Origin of the sequence: Prevotella sp. HCN-7019, assembly GCF_037890215.1 — a bacterium.
Classification (GTDB): domain Bacteria; phylum Bacteroidota; class Bacteroidia; order Bacteroidales; family Bacteroidaceae; genus Prevotella.
On record NZ_JBBKBO010000003.1, the window covers coordinates 61,035 to 87,250 of the forward strand.

General features: G+C 47.4%; 24 protein-coding genes and 1 tRNA gene. 6 read left to right on the plus strand and 19 right to left on the minus strand.

What is annotated here, in order from left to right:
* Nucleotides 1–160 precede the first annotated feature (160 nt).
* From WKT13_RS05360 to WKT13_RS05370, 3 genes are read right to left on the minus strand one after another with little or no spacing between them, the layout of a single operon-like run.
* Entirely contained in the window at nt 161–517 is a 357-nt protein-coding gene (locus tag WKT13_RS05360; RefSeq protein ID WP_340323153.1) for a DUF5056 domain-containing protein, read from the minus strand.
* Complete coding sequence (locus WKT13_RS05365) at nt 510–1,046, minus strand: RNA polymerase sigma factor (RefSeq protein ID WP_340323154.1); 537 nt, start codon at nt 1,044–1,046, stop codon at nt 510–512. Before WKT13_RS05365 ends, WKT13_RS05360 begins: the two co-directional genes overlap by 8 nt.
* Before the next feature lie 11 nt (nt 1,047–1,057).
* Nucleotides 1,058–1,945, minus strand: a complete 888-nt coding sequence (locus tag WKT13_RS05370; RefSeq protein ID WP_340323155.1) for a DUF6249 domain-containing protein — start codon at nt 1,943–1,945, stop codon at nt 1,058–1,060.
* A 427-nt stretch (nt 1,946–2,372) separates the two neighbouring features.
* Here WKT13_RS05370 and WKT13_RS05375 point away from each other — a divergent pair, with 427 nt between their 5' ends.
* The gene (locus WKT13_RS05375) at nt 2,373–2,687 is read left to right on the plus strand and encodes a hypothetical protein (protein WP_340323156.1); all 315 of its coding nucleotides are present in this window, start codon (nt 2,373–2,375) and stop codon (nt 2,685–2,687) included.
* A 333-nt stretch (nt 2,688–3,020) separates the two neighbouring features.
* Here the strand turns inward: WKT13_RS05375 and WKT13_RS05380 are convergent, their stop codons facing one another.
* Together WKT13_RS05380 and WKT13_RS05385 are read right to left on the minus strand one after the other, a co-directional pair.
* Nucleotides 3,021–3,398: a hypothetical protein gene (locus WKT13_RS05380; RefSeq protein ID WP_340323157.1), complete on the minus strand. Its 378-nt coding sequence runs from the start codon at nt 3,396–3,398 to the stop codon at nt 3,021–3,023.
* 14 nt (nt 3,399–3,412) lie between these two features.
* A complete protein-coding gene (locus WKT13_RS05385) occupies nt 3,413–4,087 on the minus strand; it encodes a hypothetical protein (RefSeq protein WP_340323158.1) in 675 nt (224 codons plus the stop codon).
* Nucleotides 4,088–4,550: 463 nt separating this feature from the next.
* Between WKT13_RS05385 and WKT13_RS05390 the strand changes: the two genes are divergently transcribed.
* The 3 genes from WKT13_RS05390 to WKT13_RS05400 are packed head-to-tail and all read left to right on the plus strand — an operon-like array spanning nt 4,551 to nt 7,244.
* On the plus strand, nt 4,551–5,945 hold the full coding sequence (locus WKT13_RS05390) for a methyltransferase RsmF C-terminal domain-like protein (protein ID WP_340323159.1): 1,395 nt from the start codon (nt 4,551–4,553) through the stop codon (nt 5,943–5,945).
* Complete coding sequence (locus WKT13_RS05395) at nt 5,942–6,736, plus strand: thymidylate synthase (RefSeq protein ID WP_340323160.1); 795 nt, start codon at nt 5,942–5,944, stop codon at nt 6,734–6,736. Before WKT13_RS05390 ends, WKT13_RS05395 begins: the two co-directional genes overlap by 4 nt.
* A 25-nt stretch (nt 6,737–6,761) precedes the next feature.
* Entirely contained in the window at nt 6,762–7,244 is a 483-nt protein-coding gene (locus tag WKT13_RS05400) for a dihydrofolate reductase (protein WP_340323161.1), read from the plus strand.
* Nucleotides 7,245–7,332: 88 nt separating this feature from the next.
* Here WKT13_RS05400 and WKT13_RS05405 read toward each other — a convergent pair whose 3' ends face one another.
* The 10 genes from WKT13_RS05405 to WKT13_RS05450 all read right to left on the minus strand — a co-directional run bounded on the left by WKT13_RS05405 (nt 7,333) and on the right by WKT13_RS05450 (nt 13,644).
* Complete coding sequence (locus WKT13_RS05405) at nt 7,333–7,824, minus strand: Lrp/AsnC family transcriptional regulator (protein ID WP_298619853.1); 492 nt, start codon at nt 7,822–7,824, stop codon at nt 7,333–7,335.
* A 59-nt stretch (nt 7,825–7,883) separates the two neighbouring features.
* Entirely contained in the window at nt 7,884–8,366 is a 483-nt protein-coding gene (locus tag WKT13_RS05410) for an ExbD/TolR family protein (RefSeq protein ID WP_298619851.1), read from the minus strand.
* Complete coding sequence (locus tag WKT13_RS05415) at nt 8,356–8,889, minus strand: ExbD/TolR family protein (protein WP_340323162.1); 534 nt, start codon at nt 8,887–8,889, stop codon at nt 8,356–8,358. The genes WKT13_RS05410 and WKT13_RS05415 overlap by 11 nt, the downstream gene beginning before the upstream one ends.
* Nucleotides 8,883–9,395 carry a hypothetical protein gene (locus WKT13_RS05420; protein WP_340323163.1) on the minus strand — a complete coding sequence of 171 codons (513 nt, stop codon included), beginning with the start codon at nt 9,393–9,395 and terminating at the stop codon, nt 8,883–8,885. The genes WKT13_RS05415 and WKT13_RS05420 overlap by 7 nt, the downstream gene beginning before the upstream one ends.
* Entirely contained in the window at nt 9,392–10,231 is an 840-nt protein-coding gene (locus tag WKT13_RS05425; protein ID WP_340323164.1) for a MotA/TolQ/ExbB proton channel family protein, read from the minus strand. Before WKT13_RS05425 ends, WKT13_RS05420 begins: the two co-directional genes overlap by 4 nt.
* 20 nt (nt 10,232–10,251) lie before the next feature.
* Nucleotides 10,252–10,339: transfer RNA gene (locus tag WKT13_RS05430), tRNA-Ser, on the minus strand.
* Nucleotides 10,340–10,417: 78 nt separating this feature from the next.
* On the minus strand, nt 10,418–11,194 hold the full coding sequence (locus WKT13_RS05435; RefSeq protein ID WP_340323165.1) for a TatD family hydrolase: 777 nt from the start codon (nt 11,192–11,194) through the stop codon (nt 10,418–10,420).
* 9 nt (nt 11,195–11,203) lie between these two features.
* Nucleotides 11,204–11,902 carry a hypothetical protein gene (locus WKT13_RS05440; protein ID WP_340323166.1) on the minus strand — a complete coding sequence of 233 codons (699 nt, stop codon included), beginning with the start codon at nt 11,900–11,902 and terminating at the stop codon, nt 11,204–11,206.
* Between the two features lie 36 nt (nt 11,903–11,938).
* Nucleotides 11,939–12,913 carry a polyprenyl synthetase family protein gene (locus WKT13_RS05445; protein ID WP_340323167.1) on the minus strand — a complete coding sequence of 325 codons (975 nt, stop codon included), beginning with the start codon at nt 12,911–12,913 and terminating at the stop codon, nt 11,939–11,941.
* A gap of 14 nt (nt 12,914–12,927) precedes the next feature.
* The gene (locus WKT13_RS05450) at nt 12,928–13,644 is read right to left on the minus strand and encodes an energy transducer TonB (protein WP_340323168.1); all 717 of its coding nucleotides are present in this window, start codon (nt 13,642–13,644) and stop codon (nt 12,928–12,930) included.
* A 1,249-nt stretch (nt 13,645–14,893) separates the two neighbouring features.
* Here WKT13_RS05450 and porQ point away from each other — a divergent pair.
* Nucleotides 14,894–15,838, plus strand: a complete 945-nt coding sequence (porQ, locus tag WKT13_RS05455; protein ID WP_340323169.1) for a type IX secretion system protein PorQ — start codon at nt 14,894–14,896, stop codon at nt 15,836–15,838.
* A gap of 11 nt (nt 15,839–15,849) precedes the next feature.
* Nucleotides 15,850–16,542: a (d)CMP kinase gene (gene cmk / locus WKT13_RS05460; protein WP_340323170.1), complete on the plus strand. Its 693-nt coding sequence runs from the start codon at nt 15,850–15,852 to the stop codon at nt 16,540–16,542.
* A gap of 361 nt (nt 16,543–16,903) precedes the next feature.
* On the opposite strand, the gene WKT13_RS05465 is transcribed toward cmk, so the two are convergent.
* From WKT13_RS05465 to WKT13_RS05480, 4 genes are all read right to left on the minus strand, one after another.
* Nucleotides 16,904–17,599, minus strand: a complete 696-nt coding sequence (locus WKT13_RS05465; RefSeq protein ID WP_340323171.1) for a hypothetical protein — start codon at nt 17,597–17,599, stop codon at nt 16,904–16,906.
* Between the two features lie 155 nt (nt 17,600–17,754).
* On the minus strand, nt 17,755–18,612 hold the full coding sequence (locus WKT13_RS05470) for a 4-hydroxy-3-methylbut-2-enyl diphosphate reductase (protein ID WP_340323172.1): 858 nt from the start codon (nt 18,610–18,612) through the stop codon (nt 17,755–17,757).
* A 12-nt stretch (nt 18,613–18,624) separates the two neighbouring features.
* Nucleotides 18,625–19,695: a DUF1573 domain-containing protein gene (locus tag WKT13_RS05475; RefSeq protein WP_340323173.1), complete on the minus strand. Its 1,071-nt coding sequence runs from the start codon at nt 19,693–19,695 to the stop codon at nt 18,625–18,627.
* A 43-nt stretch (nt 19,696–19,738) separates the two neighbouring features.
* Complete coding sequence (locus WKT13_RS05480) at nt 19,739–25,315, minus strand: alpha-2-macroglobulin family protein (protein WP_340323174.1); 5,577 nt, start codon at nt 25,313–25,315, stop codon at nt 19,739–19,741.
* Nucleotides 25,316–26,216: the final 901 nt, after the last annotated feature.

Here is a 26,216-nt window from a genome sequence, read left to right on the forward strand (position 1 = left end):
TCTGCTCTGATATAAAATACAATCTATTTGGAATGTTTTACATCTGAAGACAAATTTCACAAAGACAATAGGCAAAGAAGAGGATGACTTCGACATTTTCATCGGATGAAAATGAGTCGAAGCCATCCGCGGCAACTATACTTTCTATTATACAAAAATGCTAATTGTCGGACGTTATCATGTTGTATATGGCCACATATACAAAGGTGAGGAACATCATGGCCAGCATCACAAACGACACACCACTCACATCTATTGATATGGCGGAGGTGAATACATCAACCACAAAATTGGCAGCGAGATGTTTCAACACGGCAACACTGTCAGTCAAGACAAACAGTGCGATGCCCGCAATGGCGCATACGGCAGTCCATATTCTGTTGAGACGCTGTTTATAAACATAGTCCGACGACGGAAGTCCGCGCATAACACGCTGCGAAAAACCGTCATCCGGTATTTCATTCCGGCCATATTCCTCAAAAAAAGATATTATCCTCTTATCTTCGTTTTCAGTCATATCCGTTCTGCTTTAAATAGTTCGACAATTTCTTCTTTCCCCTGAAGATGTGCGATTTCACCGTTCCCTCAGCCATTCCGGTGATTTCCGCAATGCGGTTTATCGGATATCCGTCTATCAGCTGAAGGCTTACACAGGAACGTTCACTGTCGTTCAGGCGTGAAAGCGCATCGTATATATCCATCTTCAGATTGCTGTCACCTGTAGTCTGACGCATCTTTACACCCAGCACACCATCAATGTCGCATGCGGTCTTCGACCTTCTCCTGTAATCATACAGCACATTGTATGCGATCTTGTAAAGCCAGGTGGAGAACGCTGCCAGCCCGCGGTACTTCGTTATATTCACGTAGGCTCTGATGAACGTGTCTTGAGCGAGATCATCACTCAGCTGTTTGTCACCCAAGGTCTGGTTCATGAAAAACCGCCTTATAGGTGACTGATATTTCACCACAAGGCGATCGAAAGCACGCCTGTTATGAAATACAGCCACCTGAGTGACAAGAGAGATGTCGTTCAAATTGTTCACGGCCGGCCAGCTTATTGATTATCCTTTGTTTCGTCCTGCTTACCGGCAGATGCGTCCGGTCCGACCGGAGTGTCAGAAGGCTTCTCATCCTTCATATTCTGCCCGGGAATATAGCTGTCCTGCTTCAGTCCGGAGCCACGATAATAACCACCGGCCTGCACATTCTGTCCGTTCGGTGCGTCATAAGGGCGGTCGTTTCTTCCAGAATTCTGTCCAGGGATATAGCTGTCCTGTCTCAAACCGGAACCACGGTCCTGCTTGCGGCGTCCACCCGGCACAGTACGTGCGATGACCATCTGTCCGATACCAAAACACATCACGAGCAGACCTACACCGACAAGAGCCTCTGCGCCCCAACAACCGAACATCAGTACAAGGCCAAGACCAAGGGCAACGTTCTGTATTCCACGCTTCCACATGTAGTCGTCACGTACTTTCTCATAATCCACCTGACGGTATTCTTTATGTTCATAATTACGTTCCATCTCCTTCTCTCTGAGCAAGACTCTGTCGTTATGACGCTTGAAAAGATATCTTATCAGCAACACTACGATAACGATCGGAGCCAAGATGAAAATAAGGAACAAAAGCGTAAGCAGTATGGCTATAATCACTCCACCGGCACCTACCGTCCACAAGGCATTATAGAAAGTGAACGGATCACCGTAATCCGCCGGATTGACACTGTTTGCAGGAATACTTACAGTCGGTGTCGTTGCGTCGTTATCAGCCTCATAAGTTGTTGTGTCCGAGTAAGCCTCAACCGCTTCGTAAGCCGTATCCACCTGCTGAACCTGTACAGCATCATCTACATGCTGGTGACGATGACGCGGAGTAGTGTCCACGGCTACTGCATTCAATGCAGAAAACATCACCAATCCCAATAATAAATGTTTCATTGTTTTATCTGTTTTTTAATTGTTTCTGTTGGTTAGACGCACCGCGTTGCCGTTTCGTTGCAAAGAAAATGATTTTTTTCATAACCACTGTATATTTTTAAGACAGATTGTCTTATTCCAGACTCCAACCACCAATATATTTCATGGAAAGTGAACACGATCTGCTTCAGTTGGATGAATATAAAACAACGTATCCAATAAAAACATCATATAACAATAAATATACTCCGTCATACTATCATCTACAACGAACAATGAAACAGAAACCCTATGTAGATATGTCCTTTTCGCATTCCACACGGCATGTGTATAAAATGATACATATCACGATTATTTTGCATATTTATGCAGTTTTCACAGTAAAAAATTTTGACAAAAATTTTTCTCAAAATAGAAAAACGGAGGACAACGAAAAAGGCTTTATCACATGAAGACGGTCATGTTGTCCGACCACTTTATCAGCCACAGCAAGCGTTTCCGGCGACGGACTGAAACAAAAGAGTCCGAATCGAGTCCTGATATAGCCCGAATCAGCACACGATATCGCCTGTTTCAGCCCCTGAAATGGGCTGTTTTGCCCCCTGAAAAAGACTGTTTCGCAACACAAAATAAGTCGGTCCGCGATGCGATAATCCGTAAGCTGTTGATTGTCAGACAAATGCGCAAAGTGCTCAAAACTCGCGTATTTGCGACCGAACGACCTGTTGCTCGAAAATATTCGAGTTTTGAGCACTTACGCTGAATATTTATGCATTATGCGGAACGGATAATTGTATATTTATACATAAATGTAGAGGAGACACGAACATGCGAATATTACAGAGAATATGAACTGTGCACAGCAGTCAACAACCTGTGACCGGACATACAAAAACAGGATGATGACATCACTATTGCATATAATGTAAATCCACGACATACCAGTTATGTCGTGGATTTATGTTATATTTTGATTTGCATGTCATGTCACGTTACTGTTGTATCCAAATAGTTGCGTACCTTTCATTGACACCTAAAAGAAACGAAGACTGGCATTATATACATACCTTACTTCTGTCAAAACCAACGTAAACTACTATTTGTCGCGTATGACCACGACGGGAACGGTCTTTGTAAGATCGTTTCTTGCAACATATCTGTATGTGCCCACCTGTTTGACACATTGTCCCGGAGCAACATCAATCGCCTGACCGTCGTAATAAGTCTGGCCGTCCTCGCAAAGAAACAGCACCAACAGGCTTGAGATACCATCTTCGTAAGCCAAGGCATTGCCGGAATCGAGAACACTGAGCACGGTGAACGACCGTTCACTTATGACCGGGCCATCCTCTTTCAGCATGGTTATGTCAGCTGTGGGAGACGACTGTCTGACTACAGCAACGATGAAAGAAAGCGCAAAAATGAAAACCACACCGCACACCACACCGGCAAGAAAAATCCAAATCTTTTTCATATCACCAAACGTATTTAAAGATCTTCGCCGTCAGACTTGTTGTATTCGTTATCGTAATACATAAGTATGCGGTATCTGCCATATTCCTGGTTTATCATAAACCATACAGGCTTTGATTTGGTGTTTTTAATATAATCCAACCTAAAAATCAGTTCATCGCATGAAACCTTTCCCTGCATCACCTGTGACGTATCGGCAAGCTGTTCCGCAGTATATTTCTCGAGAAGCCGGTCTCTCACGTATTTTTCCTTCTGTTCCTCGTCTGTTTTTTGGAAAAATATGGCCTCATAACGTTTATTATTTACCGTGATCTCATAACTAATGTCCTCGTCATCAGATAACGTCTGATCATTATCGCCCAGATATTTGTCATTGTTCTCGAACTGGCGGCACAGATTATTAAACCTTATTTTTATATAACCCTCATCACATGCGTACTTGTCGGCGACATAAATACGATATACCTTGTTTCTGTTTGTGACCACCGAGATCCGCACTTCCGAGCCGTTGAACTCACCTTCCAGCATATCTGTCACACTATTATAGGTAAAACCTTTTGCCTTCAGTTTCTGTATCATGGCATTCTTTGTTCCGTCAATAGGAATGCCGAGAAACTTTGTGACATCTTTCTGTGCATACATTGCAACAGACAATGTAAGCATCAGCACAACCGATAAAAATTTTTTCATGTTTAGAATACATTATGTCCTGTCACCCTGTGGGACGTTGATGTATGCGAAAGGCGTGGGTGCCGTATGCCATATCCTAATGTGAAGGTGCTAGGAAAACCTTTGTGAACAGATACAGATAACAGCTCCCACGCCTATATACACGCAGGAACCATCACGTCGCCTCTTGTTCACAGTGAGTAAAGTTTCCTAGGCTTTTCACATACAAGATGAAGACATAACGCCTCTAATTTTCCAATAAGTCGGACAGAATACTTCCATCCTGCTACAAAGATAAGATTTTTATTTATAAATAAAACTGAAAAACATAAATATCTTATTATATCGGACACGATAAAACATCAGAACATCATACAGTATAAGCGGAATGACTCAAAACATGGCACTACAGCAATCAGCCGGAGAGAATATACCGATTGTAAAATATATTTACTACATTTGCACATAAATTAATAATACAGACATGACACTGCCCGAAGAATTCATAAAATATACGCGGGAGCTGATGGGCGACGACAGGTTTGAGTCGCTCGCAACCGGCCTGAAGGATGAAGCACCGGTGAGCATCAGACTGAATCCGCTGAAGTGTGACATCGCCCACACCGCAATAACCGGAAAGAGGAGCGACGTGGCATGGTGTCCTACGGGAGTGTATCTGAACGAAAGACCGAACTTCACGTTCGATCCGCTGTTGCATGCCGGGGCATACTATGTGCAGGAAGCATCGTCGATGTTTGTTGCACACGTGTTGCGACAGACGGTGAGCGACAGTGTAAGAATACTCGATTTGTGTGCCGCTCCGGGCGGAAAATCAACAGCGTGCCGCACATTTCTGCCTGAGGGCAGTCTGCTCATAAGCAACGAACCCATGAGGATGAGGGCCAACATTCTGAGTGAGAACATGCAGAAGTTCGGCCATACGGACGTGATAGTGACCAACAACTATCCACGCGACTTCAGAAAGTCGGGGCTCATGTTCGACATCATACTGGCCGACGTGCCGTGTTCCGGCGAGGGAATGTTCCGCAAGGACGAAGGCGCGATAAGCGAATGGAGTGTGCAGAATGTGGAGAACTGCCGCCGTTTGCAGCGCGAGATTGTGAGCGATATATGGCCATGTCTGAAGCCGGGCGGCCTGATGATATACTCCACATGCACGTTCAATGCCCACGAGGACGAGGAGAACGCAGCATGGATAGCCGAAGAGCTGGGGGCGGATTTCGTTGAGATAGCCGTCAGTCCGGAGTGGAACATCACGGGATCGCTGGTAGGCGACAATCCGTCATACCGCTTTCTGCCGGGCACGAGTGAGGGCGAAGGACTGTTCATGACAGTATTGAGAAAGCACGGACAATATGACTCACCGACCAAGGTACCTGCAAACAAAAAGCAGAACAGAAAAACAGACAAGGCTGTGAGCCTTCCACTGACCGGCAGCGACGACTTCGAGACAAGAGAGAGAGGCGACCGTCTGGTGGCAATACCGAAGAAATGGGCCGACGTGTATGACGCCGCTGCAAAAAGTCTGAACGTGATTCATGCCGGAATAACCATCGGAACGCGCAAAGGAAAGGACATGGTGCCCGACCAGTCGCTGGCTCTTTCGACACGGCTCGACCGCAACAGGTTTGCCAGTGTAGACATAGACTACACGCAGGCAATAAACTATCTGCGCAAAGAGGCGGTGGCTCTACCCGACGGCACACCCAAGGGCTTTGTGCTGCTCACGTACAAAGGCTTGCCGTTGGGATTTGAGAAGAACATCGGCAACCGCGCCAACAATCTGTATCCGCAGGAATGGAAGATAAAGAGTGCGCACATTCCGGAACAAAACGAAATCATCACTGAAATAAAATGAAACAATATCTTGACCTGCTCAACCGCATCATGACGGAGGGCACAAAAAAGACTGACCGCACGGGAACGGGGACACTGAGTGTGTTCGGACACCAGATGAGATTCAATCTGGAGGATGGTTTCCCGCTGCTCACCACAAAAAAACTGCATCTTAAGTCGATAATATACGAGCTGTTGTGGTTTCTCAAAGGCGACACCAACGTGAAATATCTTCAGGAACACGGTGTGAGAATATGGAACGAATGGGCCGATGAGAATGGTGACCTCGGACCGGTATACGGCCATCAGTGGCGTTCGTGGCCCGACTACAACGGCGGAACGATCGACCAGATAAGCAATGTCATAGACCTGATAAAGCATCATCCTGACTCACGGCGCATGATGGTGAGTGCATGGAATCCGGCTGAGGTAGACCAGATGGCGCTGCCACCGTGCCACTGTCTGTTCCAGTTCTACGTGGCAGACGGCCGCCTTTCGCTGCAACTCTATCAGCGTTCGGCCGACACGTTCCTCGGTGTGCCGTTCAACATCGCCTCATACGCGCTGCTGCTTATGCTGATGGCACAGGTGACGGGACTGAAAGCCGGCGACTTCATACATACAACCGGCGACACACATCTGTATCTTAACCACCTTGACCAAGCCCGTCTGCAACTCACACGTACACCGCGACAGTTGCCGAGAATGATTCTGAACAAGGACGTGAAGAGCCTGTTCGACTTCAAATATGAAGACTTCCAACTGGAAGGATACGACCCGTGGGACCACATAAGCGCGAAAGTGAGCGTATAACATTAACAAAAGAACATATAGAACAATGAGCATAAGCATCATAGCTGCCGTGGCGCGCAACCGTGCCATAGGCCATAACAACAAACTGCTGTACTGGTTGCCCAACGACCTCAAGCGTTTCAAGACACTCACCACAGGCCATACCATAATCATGGGACGCCGCACATTCGAATCATTACCTAAAGGTGCACTGCCCAACAGACGCAATGTGGTACTGAGCCGCGGCGACGGCGAATTTCCGGGATGCGACAAATACTCGTCGCTGGAAGAGGCTCTGAACAACTGCAAGGAGGACGAGGACGTGTTCATCATAGGCGGAGCGAGCGTTTACGAACAGGCAATGAAATTTGCAGACAGACTCCTGCTCACCGAGATTGACGACACTCCGCAGGAAGCCGATGCCTTCTTCCCCGACTACTCTGACTGGACTCTCACAAACAGAGAGAGCCATCAGAAAGACGAAAAACACTTGTTTGAATATTCTTTCGCCGATTACGAAAGACCATAAAAAATTTGTCCGGCCATGAGCAGCGCCAGATGTGCATGCTGCTCTAAGGTCGGACATTTGTCAAAATCTGAAACAATACAGTTCAGCCTTATTCTTCCTCCTCTTCCTTCGATACAAGAATGTTTGATATCGGCACCTGACGGTTGATTGCAGCATTGAATGATATTATTGTCTCGCTGCGTGCCAAGCCCAGAGGTTGAAGCTTGTCGTGAATAATATCAAGCAGATGGTGGTTGTTGAAAGCATAGATTTTGATGAACATGTCGAAACCGCCTGTGGTGTAATGACACTCCACCACCTCCGGTATCTTTCTCAGTTCGTCAACCACTTCGCCGAAACGTTCAGGATCCTTAAGACACAATCCGATGTAGGCACATGTATCATAACCTATCATTTCCGGATCGATGATGAACTGCGAACCCTTCAGAATGCCAAGACTTGTCAGTTTCTGAATGCGCTGATGTATTGCCGCACCGCTCACATTGCATACCCTCGCCACTTCAAGAAACGGTATGCGGGCATCATCGGCAATAAGTTTCAGGATCTTTTTATCCAATAAATCTAAACTGTGATATGCCATTTTAATTTATATTTTGCGCAAAGATAGGATAAAATGATGAATATAACAACAAATTCATATCATTTTTCTGTTAATTTATCATTTACGCCTGTGGCAGAGAAACTGACTCTGCGCACGCCTGCCTCGCGCAAAGCCTGACGCACATCGCTGATTATCCGCATGTGTGTGGAGCGGTCGGCCTTGACCGAAACCATGACGCGGTCGCGCTCGGATGGCATCATTGATGCCATCTCATACGTCATATAATCTGTTATGTCAGCCGGTGTGACAAACTTGTCATTGAGCTGTATACGAGTCACGCCGCCATTGTCAGAATCTGAGACAGACTTTTCGGGCACACCTATATATATATAATAAATGATGTTTTTCTTCGAAAGGCGCGTCAGTTCGCTACCGTTCGGAACGTGGTATTTCACTTTCGGTGTGACAGTCCGCATGTGTGTGACCATCATAAAGAAGAAAAGAACGGTGAATATAAGGTCCGGAAGCGATGCGGTATTCAGCATCGGAACTTCAGGTCTGCGGTGTCGCCTAATCTGCATGCTGCGTTCCTCCTTCCTTATCGTATATTTCGATTATGCGTTGCGGGCAACGGCTTCTCACATAATCGCGTTCGTCCTGATTGCAACGACCGTAAACGCGGCCGAAATGTTTGATTGCCACGTCGTTGCGCACCATGGCATAGGCGGCGGCAATCTCATTCTGTAGTCTGAAGTAAGTGTCGTAGGACGACGCGGGATCTGCATCTATGCCGATGGAATGATTGTCGCCGTGGCTTACAATGAACTTGCGTATGTCGTCACGAAGATTGTCTGTAGATACCGCAGTGTCGTTAAGAAGAAGCTGATCGGCCGATGTTATTCTAAACATCATCAGATTCTCGCGGGCCACAACAGGGGCCTCGGTCTGGTTTTCAGTGTCGGCGGGAGGGAGCTGACGTATGAGTCCCTTGTCCGAATCCATGGAAGTCGTGACAAGGAAAAACGTCAGCAACATGAAAGAGATGTCGGCTGTTGACGTGGCATCGAGCTTCGGAACCGTATGTCTCCTTCTTCTTATCAGCATTTATGGTCTTTTTTTCTGAGATAACGCGTCGCTCCAAACACAACGGCTGCAACCGAAAGAACTAGCATCACAATGATGGAGCTGACGAACATGTCGGCAATTTTGAGCCAAAAGGCGTCCTGATACTTCTCGCCATTGATATTAATAGCATCGCCGGAACCCAATATAAAGGTGACAATGAGAAGTAACGCAGTGAACACAGTAATGACCGAAGCGATGCGTGCGACATATATGCCGTTGACAATGCCTTCAGAACCGCCGCGCTTACGAATGCTTATGACAAGCGCAGCAAGGCCGGCCACCACTGAAGCCACAACGAAAAAAACGACAAAACCCACAAGCATGCCCGTAAACTGCGGGGCATTGTATTCCGGATTGTCTTCAAACGGTTGGTCGTATCCGACAAAATAGAACAGACAGAACACAACCGCTATCACAGCTGTGAGAACATAGAGAACCCGATGTGAGAGCTTCTCTGTGGAATATTGCCGCATACCTTGTTTCATTTCTTCAATTTGTATTTCGCAATCGCATCAAGAAGTGTTATGGCACTTTCTTCCATCTGCGATACTATATGGTCGATTTTTGAAATGACGTAAGTATAGAACAGCTGCAGAATCAAGGCAACGATTATACCGAAGATTGTTGTTATGAGCGCAACCTTCATACCGGCGGCAACTGCAGTGGCACTTATATCACCCGCCTGCTGTATGTCACCGAAAGCCATAACGATGCCGATCACCGTACCGAGGAATCCGAGTGACGGAGCCATGACAATGAACATCGTGATCCACGAGCAACCTTTCTCAAGATTGGCTGACTGTACCGAACCGTATGAAGCGACCGAACGCTCTACATTCTCGATTGATTCGTCGATACGCAGAAGGCCCTGATAACAGATGGAAGCCACCGGACCGCGTGTATCGCGGCACTGGCTCTTGGCGCCCTCAATATCGCCCGACTCCACTTTCTCGCTGAGATCGGCCATGAACTTCTTGGCATTTATCTCCGACAGACTGAGATATATGATGCGCTCGATGCAAAAAGCCAGACCAATGACAAGCACAAGTGCCACAAGCGACATGAACGCTGCGTCGCCCTCAATGAACTTTGTCTTAAGCACTTTGTGGAAACCCTGACTTTCGACAGGCACAACAGCCGATGCGAGCAATGCACTGTCTGACTCACTCAACAAATCGTCTGACATGCCTGAAACACTGTCGGCAGCAACCGCTGTAACGGATTTGGCTGAAGCACTGTCAACCGGTGATGCAAGACAAACGACATTAAGAAAGAATACGGATAAAAAAGCTATTGCAAAACGTGCAATGATTGTTTTCATACGGACGTATTTTTGTGAAGCGGAAAGAGGGGGATTCGAACCCCCGGTACGCTTTTGACGCACACACGCTTTCCAGGCGTGCCTCTTCAGCCACTCGAGCACCTTTCCATTGAAACCGACTGCAAAAGTATTGTTTTTTTGATTATTTCAGCAGTTTCTCCTTGTATTTTAAAGTTCTTTAATGTTTTACAGATTAAAAACAGCCCTTACATTATCATTTGTCTGCCGCATAACCTCATCGTCAGAAACATTATAGCATCCGGCGAGCATACTTATAATATATGTTATGAAAGAACTTTCGTTACGCTTGCCACGCATAGGTACAGGTGCCATATAGGGCGCATCGGTCTCGAGAACGATGCGGTTGAGCGGTACCGTTGCCGGCAGTACTGTCGGCAGATTGCTCTTTTTGAATGTCAGCACACCACCTATGCCGAGCATGAAATTATCGAACTCGAGCAGTTCGGCTGCCTCATGCTCATTGCCGGTGAAGCAATGGAACACACCGCCAGGCAGTTCTTTACGGTATCTGCGCAATATTTTCACCATTTCATTCTGCGCCTTGCGACAGTGAATCATAAGGGGCAGGCGCGTTTCGACAGACCATTTCACCTGCTCTTCGAAAGCCGCGAGCTGTTCGTTCTCAAACTCACGCGACCAGTAAAAGTCCAATCCCACCTCACCCACGGCAATGAACGGCGACTCCGGACTGAGCTGCTGTCTCATCGCGGCAAGCACTTCCTGCCAGTCGGAACGTACCTCTTCCGGATGAAGTCCTATCATTGGATAAGCATAACCTTTATGGCGGGAACATACGTCGAGCACATCAGACAGATGCGCAAGGTCTATAGCCGGCACAAACATGGCCGAACAGCCCGCCGCCCTGGCGCGGCTCACCACCTCGTCACAGTCAGCTGCGAACTCCTCACCGTCAAGATGAATATGTGTATCAATAAATGTCATCAATTTGATTCAATATAAATGTTTCTCGTTGCGCCTGTAATAATACACCACCCCGAGCTTGCGGCACTCGGCATAGCGCCGTTCAGGCGGTTCGTTCTCGTAGTGATGTTCTATCTGATTCCAGATGTCGAGCAGCAAAGCGTCTATCTCCTCGCGCTGTGCCTGCACTGCCTCAAGTGCCTTCTGAGTCTTCTGCACACTTGCACGGTGCTTCTCGTACATCTCACGGAATATCTCATAATGAGTCGCAACCATGCCTATCGTCGGATTGTAAATAGGACGTCCGCCCTTCTTCAGGCGTGCCTTCTCGCCCTGTATTATCTTGGGCGCCCACTCCAGCAGACCATCCGGCGACTTGATGTTGGGCAGAGCTGTGGTCTCCGAAGTCAGACCATAGAGTTCAAGGCTCTGTTTCTTTATCTCCTTACGCTCGACAGCGAGGAAAAGAACCTGAAGAAAATGGCTGACATACATCGACGCATTGCGCATCAGCTTGTCTATCTTTGACGTGTGACGCTTCTGCGCTCCGAGCATAAGCTTGTACTGACTGCATGCAGTATAAAGTCTGTCGTAGACAGTCTGCGCACGGTTGAGCGATTTCCACCCGACAAAATTGTTTCTGACAGTGTAGATATCGTTGTTGTCCAACAATATCTTCAAAGCCTTGAGCCTTGCAGCGTCTGTCTTCGGCAATCTTCTGTATGGCATGTGTAGTGGTTTTCGCTGTATTTTAAAGGAAACTTATCAATAATTTCTTTTCATCATTCTGGAGACATAGCTCATCAGTTCCGCCTTGCGCTCCTCGGCCACATTGACGGCATCGATGTATTTTCTGCTCTGCTCGAAATAATAGTTTATCTTCTCCTGAGCCAGACGGTCTATGCCAATCTCGTCGTAAAGAGCCCTGACAGCGGCAATCTTCTCGCCGGCATCAAACTCACGGGCGTCAATCCATCCGGAAAGTCTGGCGCGCTGTTTCTCGTCGGCACGATTCATGGCATTGATGAGCATGTATGTCTTTTTGTTTGAAACGATGTCACCGCCTATCGCCTTTCCGAATACGGAAGGATCACCATACACATCAAGATAATCGTCCTGCAGCTGGAAGGCAAGGCCCACCTGTTCGCCGAACTTGTAGAGATTCTCGGCGTCACCGGCAGGAGCATCGGCCAGAATGGCGCCTATCTTCATTGAGCATGCAAGCAGAACACTTGTCTTGAGACGTATCATCTCGATGTACTCAGCCTCGGTCACGTCGTTGCGGTGCTCAAAGTCCATGTCGTACTGCTGGCCCTCGCCTATTTCGAGAGCAGTCTGTGAAAACAGGTCGAGCACGGGTTTCAGCTTGTCGGGGGCACACTGCGCCATGCGCTGGTATGCCAGCACCAGCATGGAGTCGCCCGAAAGGATGGCCGTGTTGGCATCCCACTTCTTGTGAACAGTCTGATGTCCGCGGCGCAGATCGGCATTATCCATGAGGTCGTCGTGCAACAGCGTGTAGTTATGATAGGTCTCTATTGCGCAGGCCGGCATCATTATCTGTTCCGGATCGTCCCTGAACAGTTCATAAGTAAGCATCATGAGCACCGGGCGGATGCGTTTTCCACCGATGGACAACACGTATCTTATAGGCTCGTAAAGCGTTTCCGGCTCGCGGCCCCGTGAAATAATGTCAAGACACTCGTTTACCTTCTGCAATATTTCGTTTGCGTTCAACATAACATTGATGTGTTTTATATTTTGAAAACTATAGGTATGGCGAATAAAGTGCGGCACGGTTTGTCGTTCTCCACTCCGGGTTTCCACTTCGGCATGAGCTTTATCACGCGCAACGCCTCGCGGTCGAGAAGCGGATTTATGCCTTTCATGACCTTCTCGTCGGATATGGAGCCGTCCTTATTGACAATGAACGACACGACCACCTTGCCCTGTATCTTACGGTTCTTTGCCGATTCCGGATATTTCAGATTGGCCGACAACCACTTTATGAAAGCTCCCATGCCGCCGGGAAACTCCGGTATCTGTTCCACCACACGGAAACTGAGGGGTTCTTCTTCCGTCCCGTCAGACTCTTGGTCTGCACCTTCTATGGTTTCATTTCCCGACGTAGCGGCATCTTCTGAAAATTCAGATGTTTCCACATTTTCGTCCGGTATGTCAGCCTCGGAGCTCTTCTGCTCCTCGTTCTCTACTATCTTCAGTTTGTCGTGCGAGCGTTTGTCTTCCGACGAAGCCATGAACGCCTTGAACGATTTTATGTCCATCGAAGGATAAATCTCCATGTCCAGAGACATGTCCTCGAGCAGTTCCTCATCGTCTGACGCACTCCCGTCAGACGCCGTGTATTCAAGAACGACGAACAGCAACGAAAGCACAAACACCAGACCGAGCAGAAACCACGTGGCTCTGTTATTGTTTATATCCGCACTTTTTGATTTCTTTACTTCCACTATCCTACAAACAGACCTTATTATATAATTGCAGTCGCGCATCAGAAGCGGCGGCACTGCATGTAGAGACAAAAGCCATACGTCTGCAGCCGTCGTTATGGCATATAACGATACAAAGATAACACAAATATAATACAGAACAAAATCTATCGCTCCATTTTTATCCCGGCCGCCAATCCGCAACAATATGACTACGGACACACGCTGACACAACAGCCACAGACGGCACACAGCGACAAGGCATGCACGAACCGTGACACGCCGGTAGTGCCGACAATGAATATTCTGCCGGCATTGTGCCGGCGCGGGCTGTATGGGAATGAACACCACATGGCACGGACACGGGTATACAGGATGCCGATGTATAAATAAACAAAAAACGGTGCGTGAATTGTTAAATATTTCGCGTCGGAAGTTCTGAAAAATCGCATCGGAGCGGGCTGACGGCCGGTTGACGCGAAATATCGCGAAAATACGAAACGTCCATAACACATTGATAATAAATCATTTACACAGCACCAACTTACACACGGAATTTAATCGCCGTGCGAAACGGCCCGTTTCAGGCTCTGAAATAGGCCATAGTACACGCCGAAAAAGACCAAACCATGCCCTGAAACAGACTTTACCGCACCATGATATAGGCAATTTCGCAAACCGACGGACCGGCAACCGGTTTACGGTCAGAGCGAAACGGTGCTTTAGGATGCCATATTGTGGTCTGTCATCTCCTGGAAATGAAAAAATGGAATGTTAAATCCCATCAGCGAAAAGCAAACAGATGTTAAATAAAATTTGCATCTACAGGCGCGACACTGAGAACATACGGACGGGCGCAAAAGGCTTTGGAACGTACGTTTAACCAACAACGGTAGTATGAAAAGAACAATGGCAAACAGGCATGGAAAGCACACGGTTTACACCCTGCGGGCACATGACACCAGTGCGGAGCCATAGCAGCTGTAATACGGACACTTATCAAAAAAATAAATGAATTTATTTTATTCTGCTCGTACTTTGCTGTATCTTTGCAGAAGATATGCTGTGCTCGGGAAATTGAAAGTAAGTTTTCTTTCCACTCGCTTGCACTATATTTACAGAAAATAGGCGGCGCTCGGGAAATTGAAAGCAAGTTTTCTTTCCACTCGCTTGCACTATATTTACAGAAAATAGGCGGCGCTCGGGAAATTGAAAACAAGTTTTCTTTCCACTCGCTTGCACTATCTTTGCATCATAATTGGTTCTGCAGATGAAGAAAACATCATTTATCATCATATTGACAATCATGGCCATCGCTGCCAAAGCTCAAGACAGCCGCACGGGATACAACTTCCTGAGACTGCCTGTAAGTGCGCATGCCGCGGCTCTGGGAGGCGACAACATCAGCATCATCGAAGACGATGAGTCCATGATATTCAATAACCCTGCACTACTGTCGTCGGTGAGTGACAAAACGATAAACCTCAACTACATGAACTACATGTCCGGCGCCAACACCGCAAGTGCGGCATTCAACAGAATCATAAAGGAACGCGCGTCGGTGGCCGCATCGGCACAGTTCATCGACTACGGAAAAATGAAAGAAATGGACGAGAACAATGTGCAGACAGGCGAGTTCTCGGCTAAAGACATTTCCATAGCAGGCTATTTCTCATACATGCTGACCGAGCGCATCGCCGGAGGTATAACCGCGAAATTCGTGACTTCATACATCGGCGACTACAATTCGATAGCCATGGGCATTGACCTCGGACTGAACTACTACGACCCGGAGAAGGAATGGTCGGTGTCGCTCGTGGCGAAAAACCTCGGTGGTCAGATGAAGGCCTACGACGACCAGTACGACCGTATGCCTATCGACGTACAGCTCGGAGCAAGCAAGCGCTTCGCACACATGCCGTTCCGCTTATCGGCAACACTTGTCGACCTGAACCATCTGGATTATAAATTCATAAACCATCTGGTGATGGGAGCCGACATTATCATATCTCCTACAATATGGGTGGGCGTAGGATACAACTTCAGACGCGCCAACGAAATGAAGATAACCGAGGCCGACGGCTCGAGCAGCCACGGAGCCGGACTTTCGTTCGGAGCGGGAATAAACCTCGAACGCTTCAAGCTGAATCTGGCTTACGGCAAATACCACGTCTCGAGTTCATCCATACTGGTAAACCTGGCATATTCTTTATAAATCACATAACAATGAGAAAGATTACGATAGCCATCGACGGTTATTCCTCATGTGGAAAGAGTACGATGGCAAAAGACCTTGCACGCGAAATAGGATACATATATGTCGACACCGGCGCAATGTACCGCTCGGTGACGCTCTTCGCCATGCGCAACAGTCTGTTCGATGAGGACGGAAGCATAAAGACCGACGAGCTGAAAGACAGAATGGGCGAAATAAACATTTCGTTCAGACTGAACAGCGAAACTGGACGCCCGGACACTTATCTCAACGGTGAACTGGTAGAGAAAGAGATACGCACCATGGAGGTGTCGGCAAACGTAAGCAAGATTGCCGCCCTGCCCTTTGTTAGAGAGGCCCTCGTGGCACAGCAGCAGGCAATGGGCAAGGAGAAGGGAATAATAATGGACGGCCGCGACATCGGCACGGTGGTTTTCCCCGATGCAGAACTCAAGATTTTCGTAACTGCATCGGCAGAAGTGAGGGCGCAGCGCCGTTACGACGAACTGAAGACGAAGGGCATGCCGGCCGATTTCGACGACATTCTGAAAAACGTGAAGGAGCGCGACTACATCGACTCTCACCGCGAAACATCGCCTCTGCGCATGGCTGACGATGCGCTGGAGTTGGACAACAGTCACATGACGATAGAAGAACAAAAGGCGTGGCTCATGGCGCGCTATAAGGAGAAAGCCGAGGCATAAGCAGCCGGGACTTTCCACTGATAATATAATACGTTAAAGCCGCAGACACTACAAGGGGTGTTCTGCGGCTTTAATGCTTTCTGAAAATATAATACTGATGACTGTATGGCTAATCCATAGACATCATATCGGGAAATGGGATGGAGACATAGGAGGGCTCGAATAGAGGAGCATGTAATTGGGATAAGAACGGTATTGCAAGAAATGGTACTTACCTACTTATATCGGCATGTAATCACGACACCGTCCATACGATGTTTTCCTCAACAAATCGTATGATACGCCACAGCTGTAGAGCGGATTCATCTATCGTCGGGATATTCTCGGACGTTGCCCAAACGTATGTTCTGATATGGAAACTTTATTTGTCAGACTGTCCGGAGCCATCATCTTTTGGGCTATTCCATGGTTTATTACCGTATTCTGATTTAGTCTTTCCAGTTACAGGATTATAACGCTTCAGTATATTTCCGTCGGTATCCGTCCAATGAAATTCATCCTTATGATAATTGTTATTATAGAAACAATAATTTCTTTTCATGCTGCACTCTTTGTCATTATAACGTCTTACTGACTTAAGTTCAACTTCATCGCATTCTTCTTTTTTCTCTATAGTAGGGAAATTCCCTTCGGATGTATAATTGAACAACGCATCACGACAATCCCATGGACCGGTGACAACCATCATAGACTTATCCTGCGATTCGATTCGGAGCAGTGAACGGAGTAATATTCCACCGCCATAAAGGAACTTGTCATCACCAGAAATTTCGCTCTTAAAGCAAATGTCAAGTCCACTCGAGTGTATAAAGAATGCTCCTGTTTCGCTGCATTGGCGCGGATAGACGAACGGTTGGCCTGTCTTTTCCTTAACATCCTGATGCAAATGACTATAATAATAGAATTCAACTTCGAGAAAGCGGTATTCTATATTTTTCTGTTTGATACAGCAATTTCCAAGTAAGTATTCTGCTATATTACGAAACTCTTGCTCTACACACTGTTCATCTAAATTTTCATTCAGTTTTGATAATCTTGCAACTAACTCATTTTCCATTGTATTTTCAAATTTAATCATTAAAATATTAACAATATATCATGTCTGCATAATGTCTCCATTAGCTGGAGAGTATCCAATATATTAAAAACGTAAATGTTCATACACTGTGCATACGTAGTGCATGAACATTTACAGAAAAACTATTACCTTGTTTAAAGACCTTTCATAATCCTATCCCGGCACTGCTCCATAAGCCATTTAGGCGTGCTCGTCGCTCCGCAGATACCCACAGTAGTGACACCTTCTATCCATGAGCTTTCTATCTCGTCGGGACCTTCTATGAGATAGCTGTTTGGATTGACACTCTTGCATTTGCTGAAAAGCACCTTGCCGTTGCTGCTCTTCCGTCCACAGACAAAGAGAATGATGTCGTGACGGGCGGCGAAAGCTGCAATGTTAGGCATACGGTTTGCCACCTGACGACATATAGTATCGAAGCTCTTGAAAGTGGCATCCGGCGATATGTGGCTTTGTATATAATCGATGATACGACGGAATTCGTCGAGGCTCTTCGTGGTCTGCGAATACAGATATATGTCGCGGCTGAAATCGAGAAGCCTCACATCTTCGAGCTTTTCTATCACGATGGCCTTGCTGTGTGTCTGTCCCACGAGTCCGAGAACCTCGGCATGGCCGTTCTTTCCGAATATAACAATCTGTGCCTCGGGGTTTGCGTCGTACTGCTTTTTTATGCGTCTCTGCAACTGCAACACCACAGGACACGTGGCATCTATTATCTCGATGTTGTTGCGTCGTGCCGTCTCATAGGTCTCGGGAGGCTCGCCATGGGCTCTGAGCAGCACTTTCACATCATGCAACTGTTTCAGTTGCTCATGGTTAATTGTTATCAGTCCGCGTGCATGAAGCCGCTCCACCTCCATTCCGTTGTGTACAATGTCGCCCAGACAATAAAGCGTATTGCCCTTGGCAAGTTCTTCCTCCGCCTTCTTTATGGCAGTGGTGACACCAAAACAAAAACCGCTTGAGCTGTCTATTTCAATATGAATCATTTGCCGTTGCCTTTAAATTCCGCTTACTACGACGTTTATTTCCACCTTCGGATTATTCGGGTCGTTGGTTATCATCAGCACCTTCGGCTCGCTTTTCGACTTTTTCATACGTTCCACATTGGCCGTCACTTTGAGCTTTGCCTCCTCACCCGGATCGAGCACCGATTTGTTTAGCGAGACACTCAGGGCCGAAGAGAACATCTGAAGATTGCTTATTCTCAACTCTGATTTTCCGGTGTTCTTTATCATCACAGTACCCTTGAGTTTCTTCTTACCATCAGCCGCACCGAGATTCAACTCTTTCTCCGAAACCTCTATGGCGGGAGCAAGAGCCAGTTCGGCCTCTGTCATATCCTGAAACTGGGGCAGCAGAACGGCAGAAACACTTATTTCCTTATCACTGTCCACCTTGTCACCAGGTTTGTTGCCCAGAAACACCTTTGTCTCTGTAAGTCCCAGATCGTCAAGCTTTCTTGAGTCGAGTGTTATTGTCACAACACCTGCACGACCGCTTTTTATCTTCGACGGCGACACGTCGGCTTCCAGATAGTCCGGTAGGTGCATAACCACCGGTTCGGCAGTTTCACCTCCAGTGTTACGGATGTGTATCTTCAACTGCGGAGTCTCACCGTTGTTCACATCATTAAACTCGAGAGTGTTTCTGTCTGCAAGCAACGTACCTATTTTATAAGGATAATCACCTGAATAGTCTTTCACTTCTCTAACCACAACCCCCTTCATTCTGAGCATCAGAGGTTCATCACTGCCTTCGACACACACATCGGCATATTTGTCGAAATGTCCCATCTGCTTTGAGTCGAAAGTCATTCTGACCATGAATTTCTCACCGGCCTGTATATCCTTTTGTGGAAAATCAGCAACCATACACCCGCAACTCGTCTGCACTTCGCTTATGCGCATACTCCTGTTTCCATTGTTAGTCAACTCAAATTCAGCCGTCACCGGCACGTTGTATTCCACTTGTCCGCAGTCTACCACATCGTTGGCAGCCACCATGTCCTGCGCCCGCAGTTCGGCAGAAAGCGCGGCAAGCACAGACAGTACGATTATATTTTTATTCATCAATTATGTTTTGCTTATTATATTATGGTGTTATACATTTTCATTATTTAGCTTCCGACACATTTATATTCATGGCAGCTGTACGGGCTGAATATTCCGGACTGTACGCACACTGCACTGTACATGTGCCAGTGCTGTATGTTCCTGCACGGTCAACGTAATATTCGGTCTCGATGACATGACTGCCTTTGGCCATTCTGTCGAAGTAATAGCCGGTGCGATTGTCACCCTGTGCATAATAGCATCCGCCATGATAACCACTCATCTGCATCACCGGCTCCATGCAGGCAGCTCTCTTATCGACTACCTGAACGAAGTCATAGTCGCGTGCGGCAGTAACGGTGATTCTCACCTTTATCTTATCACCAACGGCCAGCTGTGCTCCATCGGACAGCACTTTGCCGTCCTTCATTATCTCACGCTTGACCGTCATGCCTTCAGAAGCACCGGCCACGTCGGCCACATCCTGCATGAACTGTGCGTAAACAGCACCCCATGACATACCGTCGGACGACTTCTCTACAGTGAATGTCTTCATGTTGTCACCGGTACGCGATGTCTTCACATAACCCAGACCGGCCGTAGCCTTCGGCAATTCAAGCTTAGAGCCGTTGACCTTCAGCACAGGCAGATGCTTTTCTGTCGGGAACAGATTGTCCTTGTTGCCATTCATGAAGGCATATACAGCGTCAACATTGTTCATAGGTGTGTCCCATCCTTGCGTGCGTTTCGACTGCAACAGCCAGCGCTGCATCTCTCTTATGGTAGTGACATCTTCCGGAGTAATGGCCTGCAGAGCTTCGATGACTGCAGTCTGAGTAGGAATGCGATAGTCGTACCATGAATAATATGCCTTCGGCGTATCGAAGTAGCGTCCCATTTCCTCATTGAAGACAGTGTATTCCTTCACACTACGCAAAAGTTCGGCCGCTTTCTCTCTACGTCCACTGCCAGACATTATCACAGCGACATTGGCCTTTCCTGCTATTGTGAGCTGACCATTCTGCTTCTCGAGCAACTTAACAAGATATTCATATTCAGCCTTTCGCTTTGATGAAAGTTCGCGTCCGTCGAGCGCACATATATAAAGATAGGTGACAGCCATCTCGCTCGGGCGCAGATTCTTCTCACCCTTACTTTCTGCTTTCTTAAGATTCTCCACCTCGACAGACATCTTCATGCCCAGATAATCGATTGCCGAAGTAAGCATTCCGGCAGTTTCCTTGTCAGTACCGGTCATGGCATTGAGCCTTACAAGCATTTCTGCAACAGCTGATGTCATGTAAACGTTTCCGCCCATACCCGGCCACCATGAGAACGAACCGTCACCGTTCTGCAGTTTCTTAAGCTTTGTCAGAACATCATTAAGTCTGTATTCCATCGCCGACTCGTCAAAGAAACCTGTGAGCAGACGTTTTTGGTCTGCCTCTTTCTCAGCTTCCATAAGCCACGGAGTCTCACTGAGCACCACAGACTTGAGTTCCTCATTCTTCTGCAGACTGCTCATCAAAGATGTCTCATCGCCGCTCTCCTGACTCCACAAATCCAGAACGCGCTTGAAGTCCGGCACATTCTTTACAATATTACGTCCCAGACTGCCGGCATAATAAGCAGCGGCAAGACTAAGAGCATTGTTTTCACTAGTCTCTGCAATAGTAGGAAGTGTCTGTAGAATGAGCCATGAAGGATTGTCGGTGTATTCAACAGTCAGTTTATTGTCCTTATCATTCACCGCAAACATCTGCTTGAGATCTATCGTATGTTCGCCCGCACCGTCCCAGGTGAATGCCTTTGTATTTGTGACAAGTTCACGGTCGGGCATCACGGCCAGATAATGCTGCTCTCCATCGCTGTATCCACGACCAGAAGCTGTGACACGGCAGATAAGCAATCCATCGTTATCCACATCGCTCATATCGAAACTGAAGCTTACAGCCTCGGTCTCTCCTTTCTTCACAGCATACTTCACTGTCTGATGGAAAATCTCTTTCTCATTCTCTGGGTTGAGCAAAGAGAGACGTGCAGTACCAGTGACGTCCTTCTCAGACGTATTGAACAGACGGGCAGAAATGCTCACCTTGTCACCTGTACGTACGAAACGCGGCACATTAGGCTGCACCATCACCGTCTTCTGCGCAACGATTTCGCTCTCAAGCATTCCACTGTTCATGTCCTTGTCGTGCGCAATACCCATGAACTTCCATGTTGTTATGCTTTCCGGAAGTGTGAATTTTATGTTTATATTACCGTCAGCGTCGGTTGTAAGTCCCGGATAGAAGAATGCTGTTTCGTTGAAGTTCTCACGCACCTGAGGTTTCTGTTCGGTACCAGTCTCGAGTGTAATAGTAGATAATGCTTCTGTATCTTTGACGGTACCAGCATCAAGTGTAACGGGAGATAATGCTCCAGTAATATTGAGTTTCTTATTTGAATTTTCACCCGTTGGTCTTCCATAACCAACCTTCACTACACGGTCCATTGCTAACGCAGGTTGGGCTACCACAGGTTTCGCTTTGAGCACATCACCTTCAGCCGCACACACTTCTTCTACAGCAAACATACCCATCAGAGATAAATCATAATGCCCGAAGTCCAAACCGCGCTCATCAAAAAGTTTCAGAGGCATCTCACCATAAACACCAAGATTAGATATGTAACGTCCTGTCCACATTGTGAATGGCAGACTGTAATAAACCGGCATGGCAAGAGTCCACGAATGATTGCGCAACTGGTCGAGCGACTTGTCGTAGAGTGTGGCCATGAGCTGGGCAGCAGCAGGTGTTCCGTCCGGACGGCTCACGCTGAGCGTCCATTCCTCTTTCTGTCCCGGAGTGAGTCTGTCGCGGAATGTGGTCCACTTCATCTGCAGACGTGTGTCTTCCTTTGGACGACGCAAAGATACATTATGGCGGTAAAGGATACCATCCTTCACCCATGCATAATTAAGCAAAATACCGTCGCCATACTCTGGTTTATAAGTCAGTTCACGCGTATGAAGCTCGTCGCGCAGCGTCATTGTACCGTTCTCAAGTATGCGGTCACCGGCAAACACCGTGTAGAACACGTGCAGCAAACTGTCGGAAGCACCGAGCTGCACATACACCGGACGACCATCGGCACTGAACTCCTCTGCAGAAGCATAGAACCAGTCGTGTGTCTCAACCACAGCTTTCTTGTCCTGCATGGTGAATACCACGAACTCACGGTCTATAGTGTCGTTGCCGCAATATGCTCTCAGTCGGTGTTTCATCGACTTGAACTGTGCGGAAGATATTTCGGCAGGCACATTTGCCTTGCATGTATATTTCTGATCGTCAATATAGAAAGTGACATCGCCGTCAATCTTCTCGCCGGCATTGTTGCGGTATAAGAATGTCACTGTCTTCAGACTGTCGCGCTCCACTCTCTCGGGCATGTCGCATGTGAGTGACGTCGGACGGTCGCTCAGCGGTATGCTCGTCTCGCCATTGTGTGTCTCGCCGGCCATATCAGTGACGTCAGCCTTGATATCAAAACTGTAAAAACGGTTGGGGCGCTCATCCATTGTCTCGGGCAACGCAACCGGTACTTTTATACTGAACGTACCATCAGTGCCGGTGGCTATGGTATCAGAGAGTATCTGAACCGTCTCGTCGCCTCCTCCGTAGTATCTCCAGAGCATAGACGGGCGGCGTGTGACGGTATAGACAACGCGTGCTCCCTGCACAGGCACTCCGGCATATGTCTTGGCCGAACCTTTCACTGCGACGGTATCGCCCGAGCGATAATTGGATGTGAGCTTGTCAAACTGTACATCGAACGTCGGGCGCTTGTACTCCTCGACAGAGAACGATGTGTAACCATTATTTCCGAAATCGCATCTCACGGAGAAACTACCCGGCAGACACGCGGCAGGAAGAGCAAAATCAGCCGAAGCCATACCGAAACCATCGGTCACAACCTTCTGCTTCGCCACTTCCTTATAGTTGGCATCGTGCAGCGTAAGCGTGACAGTCTTGCCGGAAAGAGCCACCGAACGTTTGGTCTCACTGTTGTGATTGTATGCCAGGGCAGCCACATGCACGGTCTGTCCAGGGCGATATATGCGGCGGTCGGTATAGATGTTTACATAATCTACCGAACGCTTGTTGTCATAATAAGAATAATTACCTATCGGCGAAATCTCCGGATATGCCTTATCGTCATCAGTATATATGTAAAACTGCTGTATTCTGTCATTCTTGACTGTATAAAGAGTCTCACCAGCATTATTGCACGTAAGCGTCTCCACATCCCGGTTGTCCGCATTACGATGATCGATAGACGTGATACGGATCTTGGCTCCCGGCACCGGCTCGCCTGTCGTAGCATTGACCACAACCACACGCACGTTGTCGCTAGGCAGTTTCTCTGTTATGAGCATGAGGTTGCTCACACGCAGCAAAGCACGCTCCACCGGCACATTGACATTGTCAGTTGTGAACTCAACCAGATAGACACCTTTCTCCAGACCGTCGATCTGCATGCTGTCACTTACAATCTTGTATGGCGGCAAACCTATATAGCGACGTGTCTGGGTAAACACATCACCCGGCACGATGAGTTTGCGCAGTTCGTCGTAGTCGCCCGGATTGAGCGGATCCTTATATGTATCACCACTGATATTGACACGACGCACCGTCATCGTCAGTTCGCTTATGTTGCACAACGAAGCAATAACCACCTTGCGCGGCACACCAGGTAAAGAAACCCTGTCACCCAGCGAGACATTGAAATATGGCATGGTCAGCCTCTTCACAGCATTGCGCAGGATGTTCATTCTCGGCCATGCGCCCCACTTGACCAAAGCGTAGTCGATGTAGTTCATCTTGTCTTCTGGAGTGGCATCTTCCGATGCATCCATGAAGTTGTAGCGCTCGATGGCCAGCTCACCGGCCACTGTCAGGTCGCCATATTTTGCAATGAGCGAGTCGATGGACTGCAGATACTTCGACTTCTGCATTTTCAGTGTATTACCCTTGCGGTTCTGCTGTATCATCTTCAGCGCGCAGAAACACGTAGCTGCACGGTTACCGGCTTTCTCATAGTAATCGTGCAGAAAATCGTAACGGCCGGCTTCCATTCCGAGCACGTGCAACACGTCGTCGCCGAAAAGCCGACTGTCAACGCCGTCCTCGATGAAAGGGGCATAGCCTGTGGCGAAAGCACGAGCCAGGCGGTCGGGATTGCGTAGCGACAGATCAAAGAAAGCCTTGCTGCGTTCGGCTGCATCGTCGCTTAGATGCGGCCGGTCTCTGTAAACGGTTCCGAGCACGGAGTTGTAGATCGCCGCCAGAACCACATCTACACCCTCGGCCTTCTTTGCCGCAGTCTCAAGTCTGCGTACGGCCGGAGCCAGCGAGTCGGGAGAGACAGTGGCGCTTGCCCCCATCCTGCCCACCTGTGCCTTGAGCAGATGACCATAAGCCTTGTCGGCCTCGGCCTTGGCTATTATTCTGTCGAGTATCTTTATCCGAGTCTGTGGCAAATCCTTTTTTCTTGCCTCCGCCTCCTTCTTCCACAACGTGGTGTAACTGTCGGCAGACACCATCGCAGGCATCATTATAGCTGCGAACACGACAAGTAACAATCTGTGTTTCATAATTCTGATTTTTATGATTTTATTTTCATCCGTTTGCCCATGCCGCCCAAACGGGCTGTACAGCATGTACGGCCATCACACTATATTATTGCAAATATACGAATATTACGGACAACGAGCAATCAAAATGACAAACTTTTACTTATGTTTCCGTTTTTTTATCGCAAATGAAACGTGTTTGAAGACAACAGCAAGGTATGCAGGAGAAACATAAACGGCATTACGGAAGGAAAAAGAAAACGGCTGAAGAGGGGAAAAACATAAATCGCGTATCATCGAAGGCTGTCAAAAGCAACACGTTATGATAATGCGGAAATGAGAAAACCGACATACAAGCAACACGAATATTGTAAAAATAATTTACCAAAACGGTATCGACAGAAAACGCAAAAACAGAAAACTTGAAACAGGAAAAACAATACCTTCTGATGGCACTGCATGGTATGACACGTGACAGCATGAACCTCGCGTAATAATAAATTCACGTTGTCACGACCAATGAATAATTCCTGCAAGACAGTCTCGTGCTTTCTATACTTTTCCTCACTACTGATATCTGCTGTTTTAAAGAAAACCCGGATGAGGAAGTTACAAATTTTCTTGACTTTTTTTTAACAAAAAGAAATCGCGAAAGAGATGTTAAGAAATGTAAAAACAAACATAATAAAGGCTCTTTCTGGTCATACCGTCATGTAGCATACACAACCTTGCAGTACCGGATAGTCTTCCTGACATTCCGATTAAGGCCGTTTCACGCCATGATTACGCCCATATTATGGTGTGATATGGAGCATTTCAGGGCCTGAAACGGGCAATATCACAAGCCAAAATGATGCTTATTGCAGAACGAAAAAATGGATGTAAAAATAAGTTATTACTGCTCAATGACTTATGTAAAGTC